This window comes from Bradyrhizobium sp. MI1.7, assembly GCF_055811795.1.
In genome coordinates this window covers 152,790-175,089 of sequence record NZ_JBVVPO010000004.1, presented here as the reverse complement: position 1 = coordinate 175,089, position 22,300 = coordinate 152,790, and the positions used below count along the sequence as shown (strand labels likewise).

17 protein-coding genes are annotated in these 22,300 nt (G+C 64.5%); 10 read left to right on the top strand and 7 right to left on the bottom strand.

Annotation, left to right across the window (positions count from 1 at the left end):
- Nucleotides 1-95: 95 nt before the first annotated feature.
- The 3 genes from AC0L3X_RS06765 to AC0L3X_RS06755 form a co-directional block, all read right to left on the bottom strand.
- Nucleotides 96-3,278 (bottom strand): efflux RND transporter permease subunit, encoded by a 3,183-nt coding sequence (locus AC0L3X_RS06765; RefSeq protein ID WP_063984882.1) that lies wholly within the window; start codon nt 3,276-3,278, stop codon nt 96-98.
- 1 nt (nt 3,279) lies between these two features.
- The gene (locus AC0L3X_RS06760) at nt 3,280-4,512 is read right to left on the bottom strand and encodes an efflux RND transporter periplasmic adaptor subunit (RefSeq protein WP_283018518.1); all 1,233 of its coding nucleotides are present in this window, start codon (nt 4,510-4,512) and stop codon (nt 3,280-3,282) included.
- A gap of 309 nt (nt 4,513-4,821) precedes the next feature.
- Entirely contained in the window at nt 4,822-5,229 is a 408-nt protein-coding gene (locus tag AC0L3X_RS06755; protein ID WP_187387776.1) for a hypothetical protein, read from the bottom strand.
- 109 nt (nt 5,230-5,338) lie between these two features.
- Here AC0L3X_RS06755 and AC0L3X_RS06750 point away from each other — a divergent pair, with 109 nt between their 5' ends.
- From AC0L3X_RS06750 to AC0L3X_RS06710, 9 genes are all read left to right on the top strand, one after another.
- Complete coding sequence (locus AC0L3X_RS06750; protein WP_063984884.1) at nt 5,339-6,583, top strand: MFS transporter; 1,245 nt, start codon at nt 5,339-5,341, stop codon at nt 6,581-6,583.
- A 258-nt stretch (nt 6,584-6,841) separates the two neighbouring features.
- Nucleotides 6,842-7,603, top strand: a complete 762-nt coding sequence (locus tag AC0L3X_RS06745) for an outer membrane protein (protein ID WP_063984885.1) — start codon at nt 6,842-6,844, stop codon at nt 7,601-7,603.
- Nucleotides 7,604-7,777: 174 nt separating this feature from the next.
- A complete protein-coding gene (locus AC0L3X_RS06740) occupies nt 7,778-8,971 on the top strand; it encodes a M20/M25/M40 family metallo-hydrolase (RefSeq protein WP_354131730.1) in 1,194 nt (397 codons plus the stop codon).
- Nucleotides 8,972-9,061: 90 nt separating this feature from the next.
- A complete protein-coding gene (locus tag AC0L3X_RS06735) occupies nt 9,062-9,823 on the top strand; it encodes an alpha/beta fold hydrolase (protein ID WP_283018517.1) in 762 nt (253 codons plus the stop codon).
- A 163-nt stretch (nt 9,824-9,986) separates the two neighbouring features.
- Nucleotides 9,987-11,075, top strand: coding sequence for a mandelate racemase/muconate lactonizing enzyme family protein (locus tag AC0L3X_RS06730; protein ID WP_063986583.1), 1,089 nt, complete (start codon nt 9,987-9,989; stop codon nt 11,073-11,075).
- Nucleotides 11,076-11,304: 229 nt separating this feature from the next.
- On the top strand, nt 11,305-12,453 hold the full coding sequence (locus tag AC0L3X_RS06725; RefSeq protein ID WP_231144387.1) for an amidohydrolase: 1,149 nt from the start codon (nt 11,305-11,307) through the stop codon (nt 12,451-12,453).
- Between the two features lie 293 nt (nt 12,454-12,746).
- On the top strand, nt 12,747-14,174 hold the full coding sequence (locus tag AC0L3X_RS06720) for a sodium:solute symporter family protein (RefSeq protein WP_473316320.1): 1,428 nt from the start codon (nt 12,747-12,749) through the stop codon (nt 14,172-14,174).
- Complete coding sequence (locus AC0L3X_RS06715) at nt 14,171-15,385, top strand: sialidase family protein (protein ID WP_231144386.1); 1,215 nt, start codon at nt 14,171-14,173, stop codon at nt 15,383-15,385. The genes AC0L3X_RS06720 and AC0L3X_RS06715 overlap by 4 nt, the downstream gene beginning before the upstream one ends.
- A gap of 4 nt (nt 15,386-15,389) precedes the next feature.
- Entirely contained in the window at nt 15,390-16,070 is a 681-nt protein-coding gene (locus tag AC0L3X_RS06710; RefSeq protein ID WP_231144385.1) for an SDR family NAD(P)-dependent oxidoreductase, read from the top strand.
- 95 nt (nt 16,071-16,165) lie between these two features.
- Here the strand turns inward: AC0L3X_RS06710 and AC0L3X_RS06705 are convergent, their stop codons facing one another.
- From AC0L3X_RS06705 to AC0L3X_RS06690, 4 genes are all read right to left on the bottom strand, one after another.
- On the bottom strand, nt 16,166-17,098 hold the full coding sequence (locus tag AC0L3X_RS06705; RefSeq protein ID WP_084795241.1) for a dihydrodipicolinate synthase family protein: 933 nt from the start codon (nt 17,096-17,098) through the stop codon (nt 16,166-16,168).
- A 93-nt stretch (nt 17,099-17,191) separates the two neighbouring features.
- Nucleotides 17,192-18,550 carry an ABC transporter substrate-binding protein gene (locus AC0L3X_RS06700; protein ID WP_084795242.1) on the bottom strand — a complete coding sequence of 453 codons (1,359 nt, stop codon included), beginning with the start codon at nt 18,548-18,550 and terminating at the stop codon, nt 17,192-17,194.
- A gap of 214 nt (nt 18,551-18,764) precedes the next feature.
- Nucleotides 18,765-19,820 (bottom strand): LacI family DNA-binding transcriptional regulator, encoded by a 1,056-nt coding sequence (locus AC0L3X_RS06695; RefSeq protein ID WP_063984892.1) that lies wholly within the window; start codon nt 19,818-19,820, stop codon nt 18,765-18,767.
- A gap of 105 nt (nt 19,821-19,925) precedes the next feature.
- Nucleotides 19,926-21,113, bottom strand: coding sequence for a CaiB/BaiF CoA transferase family protein (locus AC0L3X_RS06690; RefSeq protein ID WP_063984893.1), 1,188 nt, complete (start codon nt 21,111-21,113; stop codon nt 19,926-19,928).
- Nucleotides 21,114-21,284: 171 nt separating this feature from the next.
- Between AC0L3X_RS06690 and AC0L3X_RS06685 the strand changes: the two genes are divergently transcribed.
- Entirely contained in the window at nt 21,285-22,172 is an 888-nt protein-coding gene (locus AC0L3X_RS06685; protein ID WP_473316319.1) for a VOC family protein, read from the top strand.
- Nucleotides 22,173-22,300 lie beyond the last annotated feature (128 nt).

The following is a 22,300-nucleotide window of genomic DNA, read 5'->3' as shown; positions in this document are numbered from 1 at the left end:
CTGAGAGCCGACATGTGAAGTGCCGGCAGAGCCACCATCAAAAAATTTTTCTAATTGACCGGACCGCGCTCGCCGTCGGCGTGGATGTCAAACAGTCACTCCGCCGCAAAGACCCCTGATTTCTTCCGGTCCAGCTTTTTGAAGACGTCCAGATCGCCGTCGTCGACAACGTCCTCTTCCTGAGGATCGCTTCCTGCGTGTGGTTTCGGACTGAACCATTGCGAGACACGGTCCAGATAAAGATAGACAACCGGCGTGGTGAAGAGCGTCAGGACCTGGCTGACCAAGAGACCGCCGACCATGGCGTAGCCGAGCGGTTGACGCAGCTCCGAGCCGGTGCCGTGGCCGAGCATCAGCGGCACGCCGCCGAGCACCGCCGCCATCGTGGTCATCAGGATCGGACGGAAGCGCAGCAGGCATGCCCTTCGAATGGCCTCAACCGGCGACAGGCCCTGATCCCGCTCCGCCGCGATCGCGAAGTCGACCAGCATGATGCCGTTCTTCTTGACGATGCCGATCAGCAGGACGAGGCCGATCAACCCGATCAGACTGAAGTCGAAATGGAAGATGAGGAGCGTCGCCAGCGCGCCGACACCGGCCGACGGCAGGGTCGACAGAATCGTCAAGGGGTGAATGTAGCTCTCGTAGAGCACGCCGAGAATGAGATAGACCACGATCAACGCCGCCACGATCAGCAGGGGCACGGAGGACAGCGACTCCTGGAACGCCTTCGCCGTGCCTGCGAAAGTCGAGGTGATCGCGGCCGGCACGTTCATCTGCCTTTCCATCGCGTCGATCGCCTGCGTTGCCTGGCCGAGCGCGACGTTGGGCGCGAGGTTGAAGGAGATCGTCACCGCGGGAAACTGGCCCTGATGGTTGATGGCCAGAGGCCGGACCGGAGCCGTGGTCCACTTGGTGAACGCCGACAATGGCACCTCGCCTCCCGTCGTCGGGGAGCGGAGGTAGATCTGCTCCAGCGTGGACGGGTTCTTCTGCAGCGAGGGCAGCACCTCGAGGACGACATAGTAGGTCGACAATTGGGTGAAATATGTCGCGATCTCCCGCTGCCCGAATGCGTCATAAAGGGTCGCGTCGATCACGTCGGGCGTGATCCCGAAACGCGCGGCCTGATTGCGGTCGATCGACAGCGTCAGCGTGGTGCCCGACGTCTGCTGGTCGGACGCGACGTCGCGAAGCTCGGGCATCTCCTTCATCTTCGCGAGCAGCTTCGGGGCCCATGTGTTGAGCTGGTCCATGTCGGTCGACTGCAGGGTGAACTGGAACTGCGTCCGGGACGCCCGGCCGCCGACACGTACGTCCTGCGCCGACTGGAGATAGAGCCGCGCGCCCTGAACCTTCGCCGTCTGGACCTGCAGACGACGGATGACCTGGTCGGCCGAGTCGGTGCGTTCATCCCGCGGCTTCAACGTAATGTACATCGTGCCGTCGTTGAGCGTATTTCCGCTTCCGCCCATCCGCATCGCCATGTGGTCGATCGCAGGGTCCTTCAGCACGATCGCGCCGATCTCCTGCATGTGCTTGGCCATGTCGGCGATCGACACGTCCTGCGACGTTTCGACGATTCCGGTGATCAGCCCGGTATCCTGTTGCGGAAAGAACCCCTTCGGGATGATCACGAACAGATAGACCGTCAGCGCGATCGTCGCAAAGAACACCATCAAGGTGGCGAAGCGGAAGCGCAGCACGAGGTCGAGGCCGCGCGCGTAGCCGTCCACGAGGCCCTGGAACATCCGCTCGCTGAGCATATAGAGCCTGCCGTGATGCTCCTCGTCGTGCGATTTGAGGAAGCGCGACGCCATCATCGGCGTCAACGTCAGCGATACCAGGGCCGACACGGCGATCGTCATCGCGAGCGTCACCGAAAATTCGCGGAACAGGCGGCCGATAATCCCGCTCATGAGCAATAGCGGAATCAAGACCGCGATCAGCGAAACGGAGATCGAGATGATCGTGAAGCCGATTTCGCTGGCGCCTTTGAGCGCGGCGGCCATCGGCGTCTCGCCCTCCTCGATGTAGCGGGTGATGTTCTCCAGCATCACGATGGCATCGTCGACCACGAAGCCGACCGCGATGGTGAGCGCCATCAGTGACAGATTATCGAGGCTGTAGCCGGCTATCCACATCAGCGCGCAGGCGCCCAGCAACGCAAGCGGCACCGTGATCGACGGAATAATGGTGGCCCAGACGCTGCGCAGGAAGACGAAGATCACCATCACGACGAGGCCGATCGTCAGCAGCAGCGTGAACTGCACGTCCTTCACCGCCGCGCGGATCGTCTGCGTGCGGTCCGACAGCACCGAGACCTTGATGGCCGGCGAGATGCCGGCCTGCAGGTGCGGCAGCTGTTTCATGACGCTGTCGACGGTATCGATGACGTTGGCGCCGGGCTGCTTGAAGATGACCAGGAACACCCCGGGCTTGCCGTCGACCCAGCCGTACTGGGTATTGTCCAGCGGCGCACTGACGGCATGGCCGATGTCGCCGACACGGACGGGACTGCCGTTCCGATAGGCGATGACGATGTCGTTCCAGGCCTCGGCCTTGGTGAACTGGTCGTTGGCATAGACGGTGTAGGTGCGGGTGTCGCCGTTGAGGGTTCCCTTGGGATTGTTGACGGTGATCACCGAGAGCGGGGTGCGCACGTCCTCCAGCGACAGGCCCTTGGCGACCAGCTTGGCGGGATCGATCTGGACACGGATCGACGGCGCCTGCTGTCCACCGACACTGACTTGGCCGACACCGCTGATATGGCTGATCGCCTGCGCGAGCTTGGTGTAGGTCTCGTCGGACACCTGCGTCATCGGCAGCGTCGTCGAGGTGGCGCCAAGCGTGAGAATGGGCGAGTCGGCCGGATTGACCTTTCTGTAGGTCGGCGGGGTCGGCATGTTCTTGGGCAATTGCCCGCTCGCCGCATTGATGGCTGCGAGCACGTCGGAGCCGGCGCCATCGATGTTGCGCGAGAGATCGAACTGCAGAACGATCTGGGTCGAGCTGGTCTGGCTCTGCGACGTCATCTCCGAGACGCCGGGAATGAGCGCAAATTGCGATTCGAGCGGTTGCGCCACCGAAGAAGCCATCGTTTCCGGATCCGCGCCGGGAAGGTTGGCGGAGACCTGGATGGTGGGGAAGTCGACTTCCGGCAGCGGCGCCACCGGCAATTGCGGATAGGCGATGATCCCGACGAAGACGATGCCGACCATCAGCAGCGACGTCGCGATGGGGAGGCGAATGAAGGGAGCCGAGATACCGCCAGCCATGTCAGTCAGCCGATCCGGTCTTGGTTCCGCTCTTGGTTCCGCTCGTGGCCGGAGTGGCAGTGGCGCTTGCATCCGCCATCGGCGCAGCCGCAGGCGCTTCCTCGACCAACGCGCCATCGAACAGGCGTGACTGTCCGGCCACCACGATCCTGTCTCCGACGTTCAGCCCTTCGGAGACCACGGCATTTGCATCGCCGCTCTGACTGACCTTGATCGGCCTCGCGCTGACCTTGCCATTGTCGCCGATCACGTAGGCGAACAGACCCGACGGCCCGTGCTGCACGCCATCCTGCGGCACGACGATGACGTCCTTGCGCGTATCGATCAGCATCCGCGTGGTGACCGACAGGCCGGGCCACAGCGCATTGTCCTTGTTGTCGAAGCGCGCTTTCAGGCTGATGGTCCCGGTGGCCTGGTTGACCGAATTGTCCATGACCACGAGCCTGCCTTGCGACAGTGTCCTGGTTCCGTCCGAGGTCAGCGCCTCGACGGGCACCTCACCGGCGTCAAAGGCCTTGTCGATGGCCTGCAATTGCTCTTCAGGCTCCGTGAACTGCACGGCGATCGGCTGCAGCTGGGCGATGGTGACGATCCCCGTCGTATCCGCGGCATGCACGATGTTGCCGGGGTCAACCAGCCGGAAACCCGTTCGTCCGCTGATCGGCGCCTTGATCGAGGTGTAGCCGAGATTGGTCTGCGCATTGTCGATGGCGGCCTCGTCGCCCTTCACCTGCGCGATCATCTGATCGACCAGGGCCTGCTGGGTATCGAGATTTTGCTGGGTCTCGAATTGCTGTTTCGCGAGCTTCTGAAATCGCTCCAGGTTCAACCGGTCGTTCCTCAGATTGGCCTCGTCCTGGGCCTTCTTCGCCACCGCCTGCTCGAGAGCCGCGGTAAAGGGGCGTTGATCGATCTCCAGAAGCGGATCGCCCTCCTTCACCATCTGCCCCTGTTTGAAGAACACCTTGATGATCTGACCGTCGACGCGGCTCTTGACCGTGACCGTCTTGAACGGCGAGACGACTCCGAGACCGTAGGCGCGTACGGGAAAGTCGGCCTTCTTCACCACGAACGAGGTGACGGGAATCTTCGCCGCAGCCTGACTGGCAGCGCTTTGGGCGGCCGCTGCGGCTGGCTTGACGCCCCCGAGGAGCTCATACCAAACGCCATAGGCCACCGCGGCTATTGCAAGGATTCCAAACAGCGCAACGCTGAGCTTCGGTCGCGTTGACAAATTGATGGCCCTCTAACTGTTTGTACCTGCCTTCAGATAAACCGACTGATTGCAGGTGAAACCGCCGCCTCGGATTGGAAGTATCGCGGACAAAATCCCAGCGTCAAAATGACGATCGCGTGCGAAAATCTGTACAAATTTTCATGTTCGCTCGCTGCAAAACGCAGTCGCGCAATCAAAGCGTCCAACGAAGGACAGGCAGAAACAAACAGAAACGAAATGGAAAGACGCGAGAGATCACCGCGGCATCACGCTGAATTGCGCCGGTGCTCGCGAATTTCAGGATCGCTCGCCTCAAGTCAGGCCTTATCATTGAAGTTCAGCAAGCGCTGCTTGATGGGAACGAGGCGCGAGATGAAGGCTGATCAACCGAACTTCCGGGGAAATGTCGTACCGTTTCGGACGCGATCGGGAAGCGGCAGAGATCCGGTTGATCATGCACGGTCCGGCAACATCTTGCGCATGCTCGACCTCTCGAAGTTCGAACACCATCGCCCCGCTGTCGAGAACCGCCCCAGCATGCGTTCCAACATCGCGGCAATGGTTCTGCTCGGACTTCTCGTATTCATCGCGACAGAGGACTTTTCCAGGCTCGAGCAATCGAACCTTTGCTTCGATAAATCGGAATGCAGGAATTGAACAGCGCTCGTCATCAACTGACGGCGTAACGACGAATCGCAGTTTCAGCGGCATCGACGCGGGGCCTGGCTCGATCATCGGCTCTCCGGAAGACACAAAGCATCACACACCGGATCGGCCCTCCCCCATTGGCACCGTCCCGCCAATCGTGTAACCCGGCCGAAACCCTCGCCGGGACGGGACGCTGATGAGTGCGGTTGCCACTGATAACGCGGGAGATGGCACCCGCGCGCTGATCTTTGCGCTGCTTGCGCTCGCCTGCGGGCACATGCTCTCGACCTTGCTGCGCACGATTCCCGCCGTCAGCCTCGACCTGATGGCGGCGGATTTCCACATCGAGCCGCAGGCGCTGGCGAGCCTCACCTCGGTCTATCCCTTTGCCTTTGCCGCCGCGCAGATTCCGGTCGGCGCGGCCATGGATCGCTTCGGCGTGCGGCCGGTGTCGCTGAGCCTGCTTATGGGAACCGTGATCGGCGCCATCGCGTCGGGATTCGCGACGGGGCCCGAAAGCTTCGCGGTCGGGCAGGTGATGCTCGGCATCGCGACATCAGGCATGCTGATGTGCCCGATGACGCTGGCGGCCAAGCAATTGTCGGCGGCGCGGTTCGGGCTGTGGTCCGGCGCGATCCTCTCGATCGGCAATATCGGCATGCTGCTGTCGTCGAGCCCGCTCGCTTTCGTGGTCGATCATTACGGCTGGCGCGCCGGGTTCTGGATCTCGGCGCTCGGCGGCGTCCTCGTCGCGCTCGCGGTGTTCTTGCTGGTGCCGAGGCAGCCGGCCGAGCACAAGGACGAGTCCTCGCCGCTGTCGCAGATGATCGAGGTGCTCAGGCTCGGACTCTCGCGCCCCCTGCGTGGCCTGATCGCGCTGGCGCTGGTGTCGCTCGCGACCTCGCTGGTGCTGCGCGGCCTGTGGGGCGGACCTTGGCTGATGGAGATCAAGGGACTGACGCGGGTCGAGGCCGGCAACCAGCTCGGCGCGTTCACGCTGGCGATGATCGCAGGTCCCCTGTGCATCGGCATGATCGACCGCAGGCTCAGTCGCCGCCGCGAGCTGGTGGCGGGCACGCATATGGTCGGCGCGCTGCTGCTGGCGCTGATGGCGCTGGGGGCGCCGCATTATGCGGTCTCGATGCTCTTCGGCGTGCCCGTGATGCCGCCGCAATATGATCTCGTGCTGTTCGTGCTCATCGGCCTTGCGACCTCCGCCCAGCCGCTGCTGTTCGGCATGTCGCGGCAGCTGGTCGATGCGCAAACCGCGGGCAAGGCGCTCGCGGCGATCAACCTCGCCTTCTTCCTTGGCGCCGCCCTGATGCAGTCGATGACGGGCGCGGTGGCGGCGTTCGCGGGGCTGCCGGCGGTGCTGCTGTTCATGGCGGCGGCGCTACTTCTGGGCGCGCTGTTCTTCCTGGCCTATACGCGCACTGCGTGAAGCAGCCTCGTACAACAGCGTGGCGCAGGGGATGCTCCCGATTCTTCCTGTCGCGCCAGCCTCTGTGAAAAGTCGCAACCTGCAGTGGCCGTTATTTCCACTGTGACCCGGTGGTTACAGCCGCCGCATGACTCGCCGGATATTGTGACCGGATCGCGAAGTCGGACAACTCACCAGATGAAGTCGCTGGCCTGTGCGATGCCGACACGCACGATGCGCCTCAGGCGCCATTGCCGTTAGTTGAAGGAAGATCCTCGCATGACCACCAAAACCCTTTTCAGCGCCATTGCGCTGGCCGTTTCGACGTTGACCTCGGCCATGGCGGCGGACGTGTCGATGCCGTACAAGGCGGCGCCCGCGGCCCCGGCCTTCTCCTGGACAGGTTGCTATGTCGGCGGCAATGGCGGCGGCGGCCGCGGGGTCAACGAGCAGCAGCCCATCGTCGGGCAAGCATTCACCGCCAATCACAACAGCGGCTGGCTCGCCGGTGTGCAGGGCGGCTGCGACTATCAGGTCGGCTCCCTGGTGGTCGGCCTCGAAGGCCAGTTCGATTGGGCCGACATGAAGGACACCAGCACGACACTGATTCCGGGCGGCGCCGCCGGCTTCCTGCTGACGACCCAGCTCGATCGCGTCGCCACCGCGACCGGCCGCATCGGCTACGCCTTCGATCGCGTGCTGTTTTACGCCAAGGGCGGCGCCGCCTTCGCCCGCTTCAATTATCAGATGACGCAGACCGATTTCGCCGCCTTCTCGGTTGATTTCAAGGGGTCGCGCGATGTGACGGGATTCGTCGTCGGCGCCGGCCTCGAATATGCGCTGCTGCCAAACCTGTCGTTGAAGGCCGAATACAATTATTTCGACTTTGGAACGAACGGCTACACCCTGAACTGCACCAGCAGTCCCGGATGTGCTACTCCCTTCTTCCCGGCCACCGTCCGGCAGAACATGCAAACCGTCATGCTGGGCGTGAATTGGCGATTCAATTCTGCCCTCACCCCGCTCGTCGCGCGATACTGATTTTTGTGCCGAAAGCGTCGGCGGCGCGTCGTGTTCGGCGCGCCGCCGCATGCAGCCGCCGTGGCTTTGATGCGGTCTGCCCCGCCCTAAAACTCACCGGACTGTCCGAGAGGCCTTGCGAAACACGGCGCAGCGAAGGATGCTGACGCGTACCGTGCATCAAAGGACCATCTCATGCCTGTCGATACCAAAGCCGCCACCGACCGCCTCATGCGCTTCCTCTCCGTCGAGGGCGTCACCGGACAGGAGGCGGCGATCGGGCGTGAGCTCACCGCCGCGCTGAAGGAAAGCGGCGTGCCGGCCAAGGCGATCCGGCTCGACGACGCCAACACCCGCATTCCCGTGCCGACCGAGACCGGCAACCTCATCGTCGACCTGCCCGGCCGCGGCGCGCTGCACAACCAGCCGCGCATCATGTTCATGACCCACATGGACACCGTGCCGCTGTGTGCCGGCGCCAAGCCGAAGAAATCCGGCCGCAAGATCGTCAACGAGGCCAAGACCGCGCTCGGCGGCGACAACCGCTGCGGCTGCGGCGTGCTGGTGACGCTGGCCGCCGAGCTCGCCAAGCAGAAGCTCGATCATCCCCCGATCACGCTGCTGTTCTGCGTGCGCGAGGAGAGCGGGCTCTACGGCGCACGCCACGTCAAGCTGGGCGAGCTCGGCTCGCCGGCGATGGCCTTCAACTATGACGGCGGCTCGGCCTCCAACGTCATCATCGGCGCCGTCGGCGCGGACCGCTGGAATGTCGAGATCTTCGGCCGCGCCTCGCATGCCGGCGTCGCACCCGAGCGCGGCATCTCCTCGACCATGATCATGGCGCTCGCGCTTGCAGACGTGAAGGCCGGCGGCTGGTTCGGCAAGGTCGTGAAGGGCAAGAGCCAAGGCACCAGCAATGTCGGCCCCGTCACCGGCGGCGAGGGCCGCCCGGCGGGCGATGCCACCAACGTCGTCACCGACTACGTCCATGTGCGCGGCGAGAGCCGCAGCCACGACGGCAAATTCTTCAAGGAGATCACCAAGGCCTACAAGGCCGCGTTCGAGAAGGCCGCCAAGAAGGTGACGAACGCGCAAGGCAAATCCGGCAAGGTCAAGTTCAAGGCCGAGACCGACTATTTTCCGTTCCGCATGAAGGACAATCAGCCCGTCATCAAGCGCGCGATCGAGGCGGTGTCCGCGGTCGGCGGCACCCCGAACGTCCGCACCGCCAATGGCGGCCTGGATGCCAACTGGATGGTCCGCCACGGTGTTCCCACCGTGACCTTCGGCGCCGGTCAGAACGAAGCGCACACGATCGACGAGTGGATCAATCTCGACGAATACGATCGCGCCTGCGCGCTGGCCGTGCAGCTTGCGACGATGCGGTGAGGCGCGTTGCGCGTGAGCTCAGAGAGATCATTTGTCGCCAATGACGGCACCGTCATTGGATATCGGCAACTGGGCTCAGGCCCCGGACTGGTGCTGCTCCATGGCGCGCTGCAGAGCGCAGCGAGCTTTACTGACCTTGGCGCAGCGCTGGCCGACCGCTTCACCGTTCTGATCCCGGACCGGCGCGGTCGAGGTCTGAGCGGACCGTTCCGGCCCGACCACTGCATGGCGACCGAGATCGATGATCTCGGCCGGCTTCTCGCCGAGACGGGCGCACGCAATGTGTTTGCATTGAGCGCCGGGGCCTTGGTTGCCATGCACACCGCGCTCGCCAATCCGGCGATCGCGCGCCTCTCGCTTTACGAGCCGCCGCTCGAATTCGGCGGGGTCCAGCCGCGCTACTGGGCCGCTGGCTATGAGGCGGCCCTGGCGAAGGGGGATCTGCCGGGCGCCCTTGTTGCCGTGCTCAAAGGCACCGGCGACAACGAGATCATGACAAGGCTCCCTGCGCCTGTCCTTAAATCGTTCTTCGCCATGATGATGCGGCTCCGTCCCAACGCGGCCGTTGGCAACGGGCCGCCTCTGGCCACGCTCATCCCCACAGTCCACTACGACATCGAGCTGATTGCGGAGAAAGCCGGCGATCTTGACCGCTTCAGGAGCTTGAGCACGGAAACGCTGCTGCTTGGCGGCGATCGGAGCCAGGGCTATCTCGCCACCGCTCTCGATGCTCTCGCCGCGATCCTGCCGAACGCGACGCGCGTTGAATTCAAGGGCGCCGGACACATCGCGGCAGACAACGAAGGCGACCCGATTCGCGTTGCGGCGGAGCTGCGTCGTTTCTTCGCATGAAGTCGTCCGCAGGATGGGGAGAGCGCAGCGAAACCCATCGCCGCGGTCACGAAGATGATGGGTTTCGCTGCGCTCTACCCATCCTACAGAACTGCCCTGCATCGCCCGCGGTTGCCCGCCGATGCCTGCCGGCCTAGCCTGCAAGGAAAAGCAGGAAGGAAACATGGCACGCATCTCGACAATCGAGACCGGGTTCTACCGGATCCCCCTCCCCGTCACGCTGTCGGACTCAACGCATGGCGAGATCGCGGCGTTCGAGCTGATCACCTGCCGCATCCGCGATGCCGACGGCGCCGAAGGCGTCGGCTACACCTACACGGTCGGGCGCAATGGCGGGGCGACTGCGGACATCCTCAAACGCGAGATTCCGCCGCTCGTGGAGGGACGCGAGGCCGACGACACCGAGGCGATCTGGCATCACGTCTGGTGGGGCCTGCATTATGGCGGGCGCGGCGGACCGGCGGTCTTGGCGCTGTCCGCGCTCGACATCGCGTTGTGGGACCTGAAGGCGCGGCGCGCGAAATTGCCGCTGTTCCGCCTGCTCGGCGGCTTCGATGCGCACGTGCCTTGCTATGCCGGCGGCATCGACCTCGATCTCTCCGTCGAGGCGCTGCTCGCGCAGACCGACGGCAATCTCGCCAAGGGCTTTTGCGCCATCAAAATGAAGGTCGGCCGGCCCGATCTCAAATCCGACGTCGCGCGCGTCGCGGCCATGCGCAAACATCTCGGCGACGGCTTTCCGCTGATGGCGGACGCCAACATGAAATGGACGGTGGAGGACGCGATCCGCGCCGCCCGCGCATTCGTCCCCTACGACCTCACCTGGCTCGAGGAGCCTGTTATCCCCGACGACGTCGCGGGCCATGCCCGCATCATGCAGGCCGGCGGCGTGCCGATCGCGGCCGGCGAGAATTTGCGCTCGCTGTGGGAGTTCAAGAACTACATCGTCGCCGGCGCGGTATCCTACCCCGAGCCTGACGTCACCAATTGCGGCGGCGTGAGTGCGTTCATGAAGATCGCGCGGCTCGCGGAGGCGTTCAATCTCCCGGTCACCAGCCACGGCGCGCACGACATCACGGTGCATTTGCTCGCGGCCTGCCCGAACCGCTCGTATCTGGAAGCGCATGGTTTCGGGCTGGACAAGTATATCGAGCACCCGCTGGTGCTCGCGGACGGCAAGGCGCTGGCGCCGGACCGGCCGGGCCATGGCATCAGCTTCGACTGGAAGGGACTGGCGAAGCTCTCGCCGTAGGGCAATCCGTCATGGCCGAAGCAAGACGTGGATGGCCGGGTCATAGGCGAGCGGAAGCGACGCCGTCCTTCGGACCGCTATGGCGAGCGGAAGCGACGCCGTCCTTCGGACGGCTATGCCCGGCCATGACGATGTTGCTGCACGCGAGACACTCGCAGGCGCTTGACGGGTCGGCTCAATATTCGGCTATGCTGGCATTAGCCGGCCCTCCTTACGAAAGATCCCCGCCTTGCCCCCCGAGCTGCACCAGAAACTGACCCAGTGGCGCCGGCATCTGCATGCGCACCCGGAACTGGGCCTCCACGAGAAGGCCACCTCGGCCTTCGTGCAGGAGAAGCTCACCGAGCTCGGCATTCCCTTCGAAGCGGGCATCGGGGGCCACGGCGTGGTTGCGACGCTGACGCGAGGGTCGGCGCAGGGCCGCGTCGGCCTGCGCGCCGACATGGATGCGCTGCCGATCACCGAGGACACCGGCCTGCCCTACGCCTCGACGACATCAGGCGTGATGCATGCCTGCGGTCATGACGGGCACACCGCCTCGCTGCTCGGCGCGGCCGCGCTGCTGGTGGCCGACACCAGCTGGAGCGGCACCGTCGACTTCATCTTCCAGCCGGCCGAGGAAGGACTTGGCGGCGCGCGCGCGATGGTCGGCGCGGGCCTGTTCGACCGCTTTCCGATGACGCGGGTGTTCGGCTTCCACAACTGGCCGGGGCTCGCAGCCGGCACCATCGCGGTCCATGACGGCGTCGTGATGGCCTCCGGCGGCCGCGTCAGCATCACCATCGACGGCCATGCCGGACATGCCGGCATGCCGCATCTGACCCGCGATCCCGTGATGGCGGCGGGACACCTGATCGTGGCGCTGCAATCGGTCGTGTCGCGCAGCATCGATCCGCTCGACACCGCCGTGCTCTCGCTGTGCACGCTCGAAGGCGGCACGGCGCGCAACCAGATCGCAGGACGCGTCACCATCGGCGGCACGCTGCGGTATCATCGCGACGCGGTGAAGGACGTCATCCTGGCGCGGATCGGAGAGGTCTGCGCAGGCATTGCAACGACCTTCGGCGTCAAGGTCACGCCCGAAATCGTCATGGGCGTCGGCGTGGTGGTCAACACGCCGGCCGAGGCGGGCCTGGCGCGCCTCGCCGCGGAGAGGGTGCAGACCGAGGTGCGACGCGATCTCGCGCCGAGCATGGCCGGCGAGGATTTTGCCTTCTTTCTCAAGCAGTGCCCCGGCGCCTTCGCCTGGATCGGCAACGGTGAATTGCGCGACGGCGCCGAGCTGCACGGCCCGCGCTACGATTTCAACGACGCGATTTTGCCGGTCGCCTCGAGCTGGATGGCCGAGGTCGCCAAGGTGGCGCTGAAGTCGAACTGACCCCGGAACGGCAGGGCCTCGGATTCCCTGCGCATGACGTCGGCCGTGCGCCGACCGTCCCGCCGCACTGTCCCACCGACACTTTTTCTTTGGCCTGCAACCCTTTGAACATGCAGCGGCGATGACTGCCCGACCGGGCGCGTTGCAGCACCGCACCGCTGCGCGCGCTTGACGCGGGACGTGCGGGCAGGAATAATGAAATTAAAGAACAATTGTTCGCATTCCGAACAATATGCAGCGGGATCAAGCGGGCTCACAACACCGCATCCGCGCCACCAGAGGAAACGTCATCGATGCAAGCCATCCTCAATGGCGACAGCACGCTCATCGTCGCGATGATCGTCGCCTACATCGCCTTCACGTCCTGGCTCACGTTCAGGCTGCGCAGCAGGACCAGCGATCAGTTCATGACGGGCGCACGCGCGATGCCGGCGGTGGTCGTCGGCGTGCTGATGATGTCCGAATTCGTCGGCGCCAAATCGACCGTCGGCACGGCGCAGGAAGCGTTTCAGTCGGGCATAGCGGCGGGGTGGGCCGTGCTCGGCGCCTCGATCGGCTTCCTGCTGTTCGGGTTCCTGATGGTGAAGAAGCTCTACAGTTCCGGCGAATACACCATCTCGGCGGCGATCGCGCAGAAATACGGCAAGTCGACCATGCTCACGGTGTCGGTGATCATGATCTACGCGCTGCTGCTCGTGAACGTCGGCAACTATGTGAGCGGCGCGGCCGCAATCGCCACCGCACTGCATGTCAGCATGCCTGTTGCGATGTGCATCATCGCCGTGGTCAGCACCTTCTACTACGTGTTCGGCGGGCTGAATGGCGTCGCCTGGGTGACGATCCTGCACAGCGCCATCAAGGTCGTCGGTATCGTCATCATATTCTCGGTTGCGATGTCGCTGACCGGCGGCATCGCGCCGATCCAGGCCAAGCTGCCCGCCTATTACTTCAGCTGGGACGGCAAGATCGGCTTTGCGACCATCTTCGCCTGGACCTTTGGCACCGTCGGCGCGATCTTCTCGACCCAGTTCATCGTGCAGGCGATCTCATCGACGCCGAGCGCCGATGACGCGCGCAGGGCCACCTTCTATGCGGCGGCGTTCTGCCTGCCGCTCGGATTCCTGCTCGCCTTGATCGGCGTCTCCGCGAAATTCCTCTATCCCGACATGAACAGCCTCTACGCGCTGCCGGTGTTTTTGGAGAAGATGCCGCCGCTGGCCTCGGCTTTCGTGACGACCTCGCTCGTCGCCTCGATCTTCGTCAGCGTCTGCACGGTTGCGCTCGCGATCGCCTCGCTGGTGGTCCGCGACTTCTACGTCCCCTACTGGAAGCCAACGCCGGAGCGGGAGCTGAAGATGACCCGCCTGTTCTCGGTGGCGATCGGCATCGCGCCGCTGGTCTTCGTCTTCTTCATCCCGGAAATCCTCAAGCTGTCGTTCTTCACGCGCGCGCTGCGCCTGTCGATCACTATCATCGCGATGATGGGGTTCTATTTGCCGCTGTTTGCCAGCAACCGCGGCGCCACCGCGGGCCTGATCGGCGCGGCGATCTCGACGACGGCCTGGTACATGCTCGGAAACCCCTTCGGCATCGACAACATGTATGTCGCGGCCGCGACGCCGCTGGTGGTGATGGCGGTCGAGCGCCTGGTGATGGGCCGCGCTCCGGCCGCCGCCACGACGCCGCAGCCAAATGCATTGATGGAAAGGACTTCGACATGATCATCGATACCGGGATCGTGACCACCGACATCGGGACCGCCGCCGATGGCGTCGTTCGCCCGGCCGCCGGCGATCCCGACCGGTCCGACGCTTTCATTCCCTCGCCTTGCGTGCAGAACCACGCCGCCAATCTGATGCCGCTCGCGAACGGCGATCTGGCCTGCGTCTGGTTCGGCGGCACGCAGGAGGGCATGTCGGACATCTCGGTCTATTTTTCGCGCCTGCCCCGCGGCGCGACGCAGTGGTCTCCCGCCGAAAAGCTGTCCGACGACAACGGACGTTCGGAGCAGAACCCGGTGCTGTTTCCCGCACCTGACGGCACGCTGTGGCTGATGTGGACGGCGCAGCTGGCGGGAAACCAGGACACCGCGCTGATCCGCCGCCGCCTCTCCCGCGACAACGGCAAGAACTGGGGCCCGATCGAGACGCTGTTTCCCGAGCAGCGCGGCCGCGGCACCTTCATCCGGCAGCCGATCGTCGTGCTCGACAATGGCGACTGGCTGCTGCCCGTGTTCTATTGCCACAGCACCCCGGGTCGGAAATGGAACGGCGACGAGGACACCAGCGCGGTGAAGATCTCGTCCGATTCCGGCGCGACCTGGCGCGACATCGACGTCCCCGGCAGCCGCGGCTGCGTGCATATGTGCATCGCGCGGCTCGACGACGGCTCGCTGATCGCCCTTTACCGCAGCCGCTGGGCAGACAACATCTATCAGAGCCGGTCCACCGATCACGGCCGCACCTGGTCGGCGCCGGTCCAGACCGTGCTGCCCAACAACAACTCCTCGATCCAGGTCACGCGACTTGGCAACGGTCATCTCGCGCTGGTCTTCAACGATTCCAGCGCCAGGGATGCGACCGGGCGCCGCCTCTCGCTCTATGACGAGATCGAGGACGATTTGCCGCCCGTGCTCGCCGGCGACGGCAAAAGAACGGATGAACGCACCGCGTTCTGGGGCGCGCCGCGGGCGCCGATGACGCTGGCCGTCTCCGCCGACGGCGGGCGGACGTGGAGCAAACGCAACGTCGAGACCGGTGACGGCTATTGCATGACCAACAATTCACGCGATCAGACCAATCGCGAACTGTCCTATCCTTCGGTCAAGGAGACCGCCGACGGAGCGATCCACATGGCCTTCACCTTCCATCGCCGCGCGATCAAATATGTGCGCGTGACCGAGCCATGGGTGAAACGCGCCATCCGGGACTGAGAGCATGGACAAGAGCCCGCACGCGCTCGTCACGGGCGCCAGCTCAGGGATCGGCGCTGCGATCGTCGAACGGCTGCTGCGCGATGGCTGGCGCGTCACCGGCATCAGCCGCCGTCCCGCGCCATTCAACCATCCGGCCTTCGATCACCTCTCGCTCGATCTCGGAGAGGTCGATAACATTGCGAACGCCGTCGCAGGCATCGCGCCGACCGCACTGGTTCACGCGGCCGGCATGCTCAAGGTCGGCGAGCTCGGATCGCTCGACCATGACGACGGCACCGCGATGTGGCGACTGCATGTCGATGTCGCCGAGCGTCTCGCCAACGCGCTGGCGCCGCGCTTGCCGAAAGGAGGACGCATCATCCTCATCGGCAGCCGCACCGCCTCGGGCGCGGCCGGCCGCGGTCAATATGCCGCGACCAAAGCGGCGCTGGTGGCGCTCGCGCGATCCTGGGCCATCGAGCTCGCGCCGCGCGGCGTCACGGTCAACGTCGTTGCGCCCGCCGCAACCGAGACGCCGATGCTGAAAGACCCGACCCGCGCCAATGTCGCACCAAAACTGCCCCCGATCGGCCGCTTCATTCGCCCGGAGGAAGTCGCGCACGCAGTGGCGTTCCTGCTTTCGCCGGAGGCTGCGGCCATCACCGGACAGCAGCTCGTCATCTGCGGCGGCAGCTCGCTCTAGGCGCACGGCCGCAATCACGGTCGACCCGCAATTGCGCGAGGGACAGCCCTCGCGCGGCGGTTACCCTCACATCATCGAGATGGCAACGGCCGCCATCAGCGCGTGGCCGCGATCCTTGCGCGGAAGCTCGCCTGCCCCTGCATGATCTTGTCGAGCAGTGCATCGAGCGCCCAGAAGCGCTCACGGATGTCGAAATCGATGGTCCGGCTGTGGGCGCAGGCGAACGTGCCGAGCCTCTGATGGTACAGCTTCGCCAGCTTGGGATATCCCATCGGCTCGGCCATCGCCGCGAGCGCGAGATAGACGGAGAGATCGTCCGCCAGCGCCGGATGCCGCGCGCTGTCGGTCAACAGCCATTTGTAGAGATCGGGATGGAAGTTCGTGAACACGCCGGTGAAGCCGGCGGATCCGCTTCTGATGGCGTCGAAGGCGATCGCCGCATTGGCATTGACGATGGCGAGCGAGGAATTTTTCGTCAGCGCCACGCGACGCTTCACGGTCTCGAGGTCGCAGGACACGTCCTTGAGGATCGCGAAGCGCCCGCTCTCGGCGCAGAACGCCAGCTCGTCGTCGGACATGAGCCGCCGGAACGGCGCGGGACATTCGTAGAGGCCGAGCGGAAGATCGGCGGGCAGCGCGTCGAGCAGATGGCGCAGATTGTCCATGAAGACCGTGCCGCCCTGCCCCTTCGGATCGAACCGGTTCGTCACCAGCACCAGTCCGTCCACGCCGGTCGCGGCGATGGAGGTCAGCTCGGTCACTTGATCGTCGCGGGATTCACTGACGTGGCCTGACGCGATGACGGGCACCCGGCCCGCCGCCTGCCGCACGACGAAGCGCGCCAGCGCGACGCGCTCCTCCAGGCTCAAAAACTGCATCTCGCTCGACTGGGCCACGGCGAACAGCGCATCCGCGCCATTGGCGATGTACCATTCGACGAGGTTTTCGAGGCCCGCATAGTCGATCGCGTCGGCTTCAGTGAACGGCGTCAGCATCACCGGAATGATGCCCTTGATGGTTGCGGTCACAAATCGGCTCCCAAGACGTTGAATTCGGTGACAGGCAGGAGCCTGCCGCTCACGCGTCTTGCAACGCGTGAGCGTAGCTGTTCGGGCTGGCGGTCAGTTGCCGGCTACTTCCTTAATGCGCGCGATCATGTCGTCGACGGCCTTGTCGACCGGCACCTTGTTGGTGACGATGGCGTTCACGGCCTTCATCCAGACGTTCTCGTTGTTCAGGGTGGTGAACTTGTAGTTCTTGCTCATCTCGTAGCCGCCGACGCCGGCGAAGAACTGGTCGCGCACGGCGCGGCGATGAACGTCGCCGTCCCAGAAGGCGGACTTCTGTGCGGCCGTCTTGACCGGGAACCAGCGGCCGAGCGCGCCTTCGACGTAGGGCTGGAGGTTCTCGTCACGCAGCAGGAACGAGACGAACTCCTTGGCGCGGTCCTTGTTCTTGGCCTGCTCGAAGATCAGGCCGACCACCACGGAGGCGCGGGTGTGGACCGGCGTACCATCCGGCTTGTTGGGCCAGACCATGGTGCGGATGCGGTCATTATAGTTCTTCTTGGCTTCGTCGCGCTGCTCGGCGGTGAGCGTCTCGTTGCCGGCGTCGTCGAGCCATTTGCCGGGGAGCGAAACCGTCGAATTGTGCGTCATGATCGTCGTCTTGTTGTGGAAGGCGACGTTGTTGTCGGGATCCTTCCAGCTCGTCGCCGATTGCGGCGTGCAGCCTTTCGCGGCGAACTCGACATAGTCCGTCATGGCGGCGACGAGGCCCGCCTTCACCTTGGGATCGTCGACCAGGAGCTTGCCGTTGTCGTCGACGAGCACGACGTTGTAGGCGTCCATGAACACCAGGAACGAGATGAAGCTGTCGGTGGCGTCGACACCCATCGGATGGCCGACGCCGTAGATGCGCTTGCCGGACGCCTTGCGCACCGCCGGTTGCGCCTTGTCACACCAGAACGACCAATAGCCCTTCCAGTCCTTCGGGATGTCGGTCTCCTTGAGACCTCCCTCCTCCAGCATGTCCTTCCAATAATGCAGATGCAGCGTCGCCTGCTTCAGCGGGAAGGCGTAATAGGCCTTCGCCTTGGTCTTGTCGTTGTACAGCATGACCGTTTCGAGCGACTGCGGAGAGAACTCGCCCTTGATCGGCGCGAGCACGGAGCCGAGATCGACCAGCTTGCCCTCGGAGGCCCACTTGCCGGCGCCCTGGAAATGGTAGGTGTCCGCATAGGTCACGTCGGGCGGACTGCCGGCATCGAGCGCCGCCACCAGCTTCGGCATCATGTCCTGCGTCGCATATTGCGACAGCTCGACCTTGACCCCGGTCTTGGCCTCGAACTTCTTGATGACGGCGAGCAGCGCGTCTTCCTCGGCCTTGTAGTAGCCCTTGTTCCACCAGACGACGAGCTTCTCCTCGGCGGCCGCGGGGCTCGCCGTTCCCATCATCGGCAAGACCAGCGAAACCGCCATCGAACAGTTTCTGGCCCACCGCAAAACGCTATTCCGCATTGTCGTTTCCTCTCCGTCTCATCCGGCGAGGGGCCCGCCGGTTGCTCTCATGGCGTTTAAAACGCAGTTATGTAAGCGCTTACATATGAGGAGTCAAGCAGCCCTTTGAGAGGGAAGCAGCCCTCTTGGCGGGACGATATGCGCGCTATCGAAGAGACGACCGCTCTCTGCGGGATCAGGCGCCCCTGGCGTGACCTGCGCTGTCGCGGATTTTCAGGACGGGCACGACTTCGCGGGACTGCGCCTGCGCTTGCCGGCCCGCGATCACGGCGAGAAGCTCGTTGGCCGCGAGGACGCCGATCTCCTGATTGTCGACCTTCATCGTCGTAAGCCCCGGAGAAAAGCGCGATGAAATCGCAAGATCATCGAAGCCGGTGATCGAAAAATCCCCGGGCGCGTCCAGGCCGCATTCCCGCGCAGCCATCAACGCACCGAGCGCCAGATTGTCGTTGCCGCAAACGATCGCGGTCGGCCGAACGTCGACGGCTTGCGTCATCAATCCGGCAAAGCTGGCCGCCCCGAACTCCAGCGTCGAGGGACCCATCATCAGATCCTGCGCGGCAATTTCCAAACCCGCGGCCGCGAGCGCTTCGCTGACGCCGCGAAGCCTGTCCTTGACGCGGTCGTTGTTGGTGTCGGGCTGGAAGATGGCGGCAAACCGGCGATGGCCGAGCGACAGCAGATGCTCCGTCATGCGGCTGAACGCGGCGCGATTGTCAAAGCCGATGCACGGATGCGGTGACAGCTTGTTGTAGGAGTACGTCACCACATAGGGAATGCCGCGCGAGTTGAGCGCATCAAAAAGCTCGGGGGGATGATTTTCACCGACCACGGCAATTGCTTCCACGCCGCGCGCAAGCATCGCTTCGGCCTGCCGCAAGCCCTCGTCCGGATCGTAGTTCGAGCAGCCGAGGAACAGCGTGAAGCCGCGTTCGCTGAAGACGGTCTGCATGCCGCCGATCTGGTGGGCGAAGATTTCATCGTCCAGGGTGGGAATGATGGCGCCGGCAATATGCGTCCGGCGCGAGGCCAGCGCCCGTCCGGCAGCATTGGGAATCCAGTTCAGCGCGCGTGCGGCGTCCTTGACCCGCTGCCTGACCTCTTCGGAAACCTTGTCGGGTTCGTTGAAGGCGCGCGAGACGGTCGCGGTCGAGACATTGGCCTTGCGGGCGACCTCCTCGAGCTTGACGCGGCCGCTGCCTCCACGCGCTCTCTTTGAACCTGCCACCATCCCCGCCACGTCGGTCGAACGCTTGATCGATCAATACCTTGCCATGGTATTGACGACCACTGGAGTCCTCAATGAAAATCTCCTGGCGTGAGGCGCGCGCGCTTCCTAGACGATCCCGCCCTGCCGAAGCGTCGCGATCGCAGCCACGTCGTAGCCAAGCTCCGTCAGGACGAGGTCGGTATGCTCGCCGAGCATCGGCGGACGCGATGCGATCTCGCCGGGCGTTTCCGACAGTCGGACGGCAGCGCGGGCGACGGGAGCGCGTTTCGGCAGGCCGGGATATTCGACCTCCTGCATGAAGCCAGCGGCGCGAATATGCGGATGGTCCAGCGCCTGTTGCGGGCTGAGGACGGGCCCGGTCGGAATCATGGCCTTGCCCAGCATATCGACCGCCTCCTGCGTGGTGCGCTCGGCGCACCAGCGCGCCATCCGCGCGCTGATGACGGGGCCGTTGTTACCGCGGCTGATATCGTCGGCAAAGCGCGGATCGTTCAGCCACTGCTCCTCCTCACCCATCAGCTTCGCCCAGCGTTTGAACAGCGGATGCCCCGTGACCTGGCACAGCACCCAGCCGTCCCTGGTGCGATAGATGTCGGCCGGCGCTGCGGTCTGGCCGAGATTGCCGGTCGGAACACGGTTGACGTTGATGACCGCCTGCTCGATCAGCGTGGCATTGGTGAAGGACAGCGCGGTGGCGAGCAGCGCGCCCTCGACGATCTGGCCGCGTCCGGATTTGCCGCGCTCGATCAGGGCTGCGAGGGTCCCGAACGCGCAATGCAGCGCGGTGCCGAAATCGACCCAATTCACCGCGGCCCGATATGGCGGGTCGCCGGCACCGGTCATGTACACCGAGCCCGACATGACTTGGCCGACACCGTCGAAGCCGACGCGGTCGGACCATGGCCCCGGCCCGCCGAACGCGGTGGCGGTCGTCAGGATGATGTCGGGCTTGATCGCCTTCAAGGAGTCGTAGTCGAGCTTCATCGCGCGCAGGGTCTGCGGCGGCAGATTGGCGACGACGACGTCCGCGGTCGCGATCAGGCGGCGCATCACCTCCTGCCCCTCCGGCTTCATCGGATCGAGGGTGATGCACTTCTTGTTGCGGTTGACCTGAAGAAACAGCGCGCCTTCGCCGCCCTCGCCGACCGGCGCCACGAAGCGGTCCTCGCTGCCGTCGCGCTTTTCCACGCGGATGACCTCGGCGCCGAATTCGGCCAGCAAGGTCGCGCAATAGGGCCCCGCGATATAGCGCCCGAAATCGAGGACGCGCACGCCCTCCAAAACTCCTCCCATCGATCCCTTCCCATATTCATATGTTCTCGCCAGATTACAGGGACTGGCCGCCACGGCAAGGCGGCAGAGGACATCATGCCCCTGCCCCCAAGATGTGATCGCCTGACTGTTTCGGCTGGCGGAAATTCTGCTCTAGTATTGCCCCGTCCGTCCCCCAGCCAGAGCACATCCATGCCGCAACAATTCGATCGATCCGCAGAAGATCTCGGCAACGCGATCCATTTCGAGCACGTCAACATCCAGGTCCCCGACCAGCGCCTCGCCACGCTGTTCTACGTGACCGGGCTTGGACTGACCCGCGATCCCTACCTGATGGTGTCCGACACCAACATGTGGATCAATGCCGGACGGAGCCAGTTTCACCTGCCGAGCGGCAGGCCGCAGGTGCTGCGCGGCCATGTCGGGCTGGTCATCGAGGGCCGCGAGGCGCTGCTGGCGCGGCTCGCGTCGGTCGCGAAGAAGCTCGAGGGCACGACGTTCGCGTTCGCCGAGCACAACGATCATGTCGAGGCGACCTGTCCGTGGGGCAACCGACTGCGCTGCTACGAACCGGACGCTGCGCGCTTCGGGCGCATCGCGCTCGGCATTCCCTATGTCGAGTTCGACGTGCCGGAAGGCACCACGAAGGCGATTTGCGCCTTCTACCCCGAGATCATGGGCATGCCCGCAAGCTTGCGAAACGGCGACGGCCAGATCGCCGCCGTGAGGACCGGCCGCGACCAGCATCTGTTATTCCGCGAGACCGATCGGCCGCAGGGCGACTACGACGGCCACCATGTGCAGATGTACATCACCGACTTCTCCGGCCCCTACCGCAAACTGCTGGCGCGCGACCTGATCTCGCGTGAGGACAATCAATACCAGTACCGCTTCTGCGACATCGTCGATCTCGACAGCGGCAGGCATCTCTTCACGGTCGAGCACGAGGTCCGCAGCGCAACCCATCCGATGTTCATGGGGCCGATGGTCAATCGCAATCCGGCGATCAACAACCGCAATTACGCGTTCGGCCACGACCATTCGCTCTGGGCGATGGGGCCGGATCAATACGAGGGATAGGGAACGGCGAACGCGCGCCCGGGGGGGGGCGCGCGGCCAAAACAACGCCCGGCCCCAACCCCCCCCCCCCCAGGAGAAACCCCCGGGGGGGGACAATTTGGGCCCCCGGCGCCGACCCGGGGGGGGGG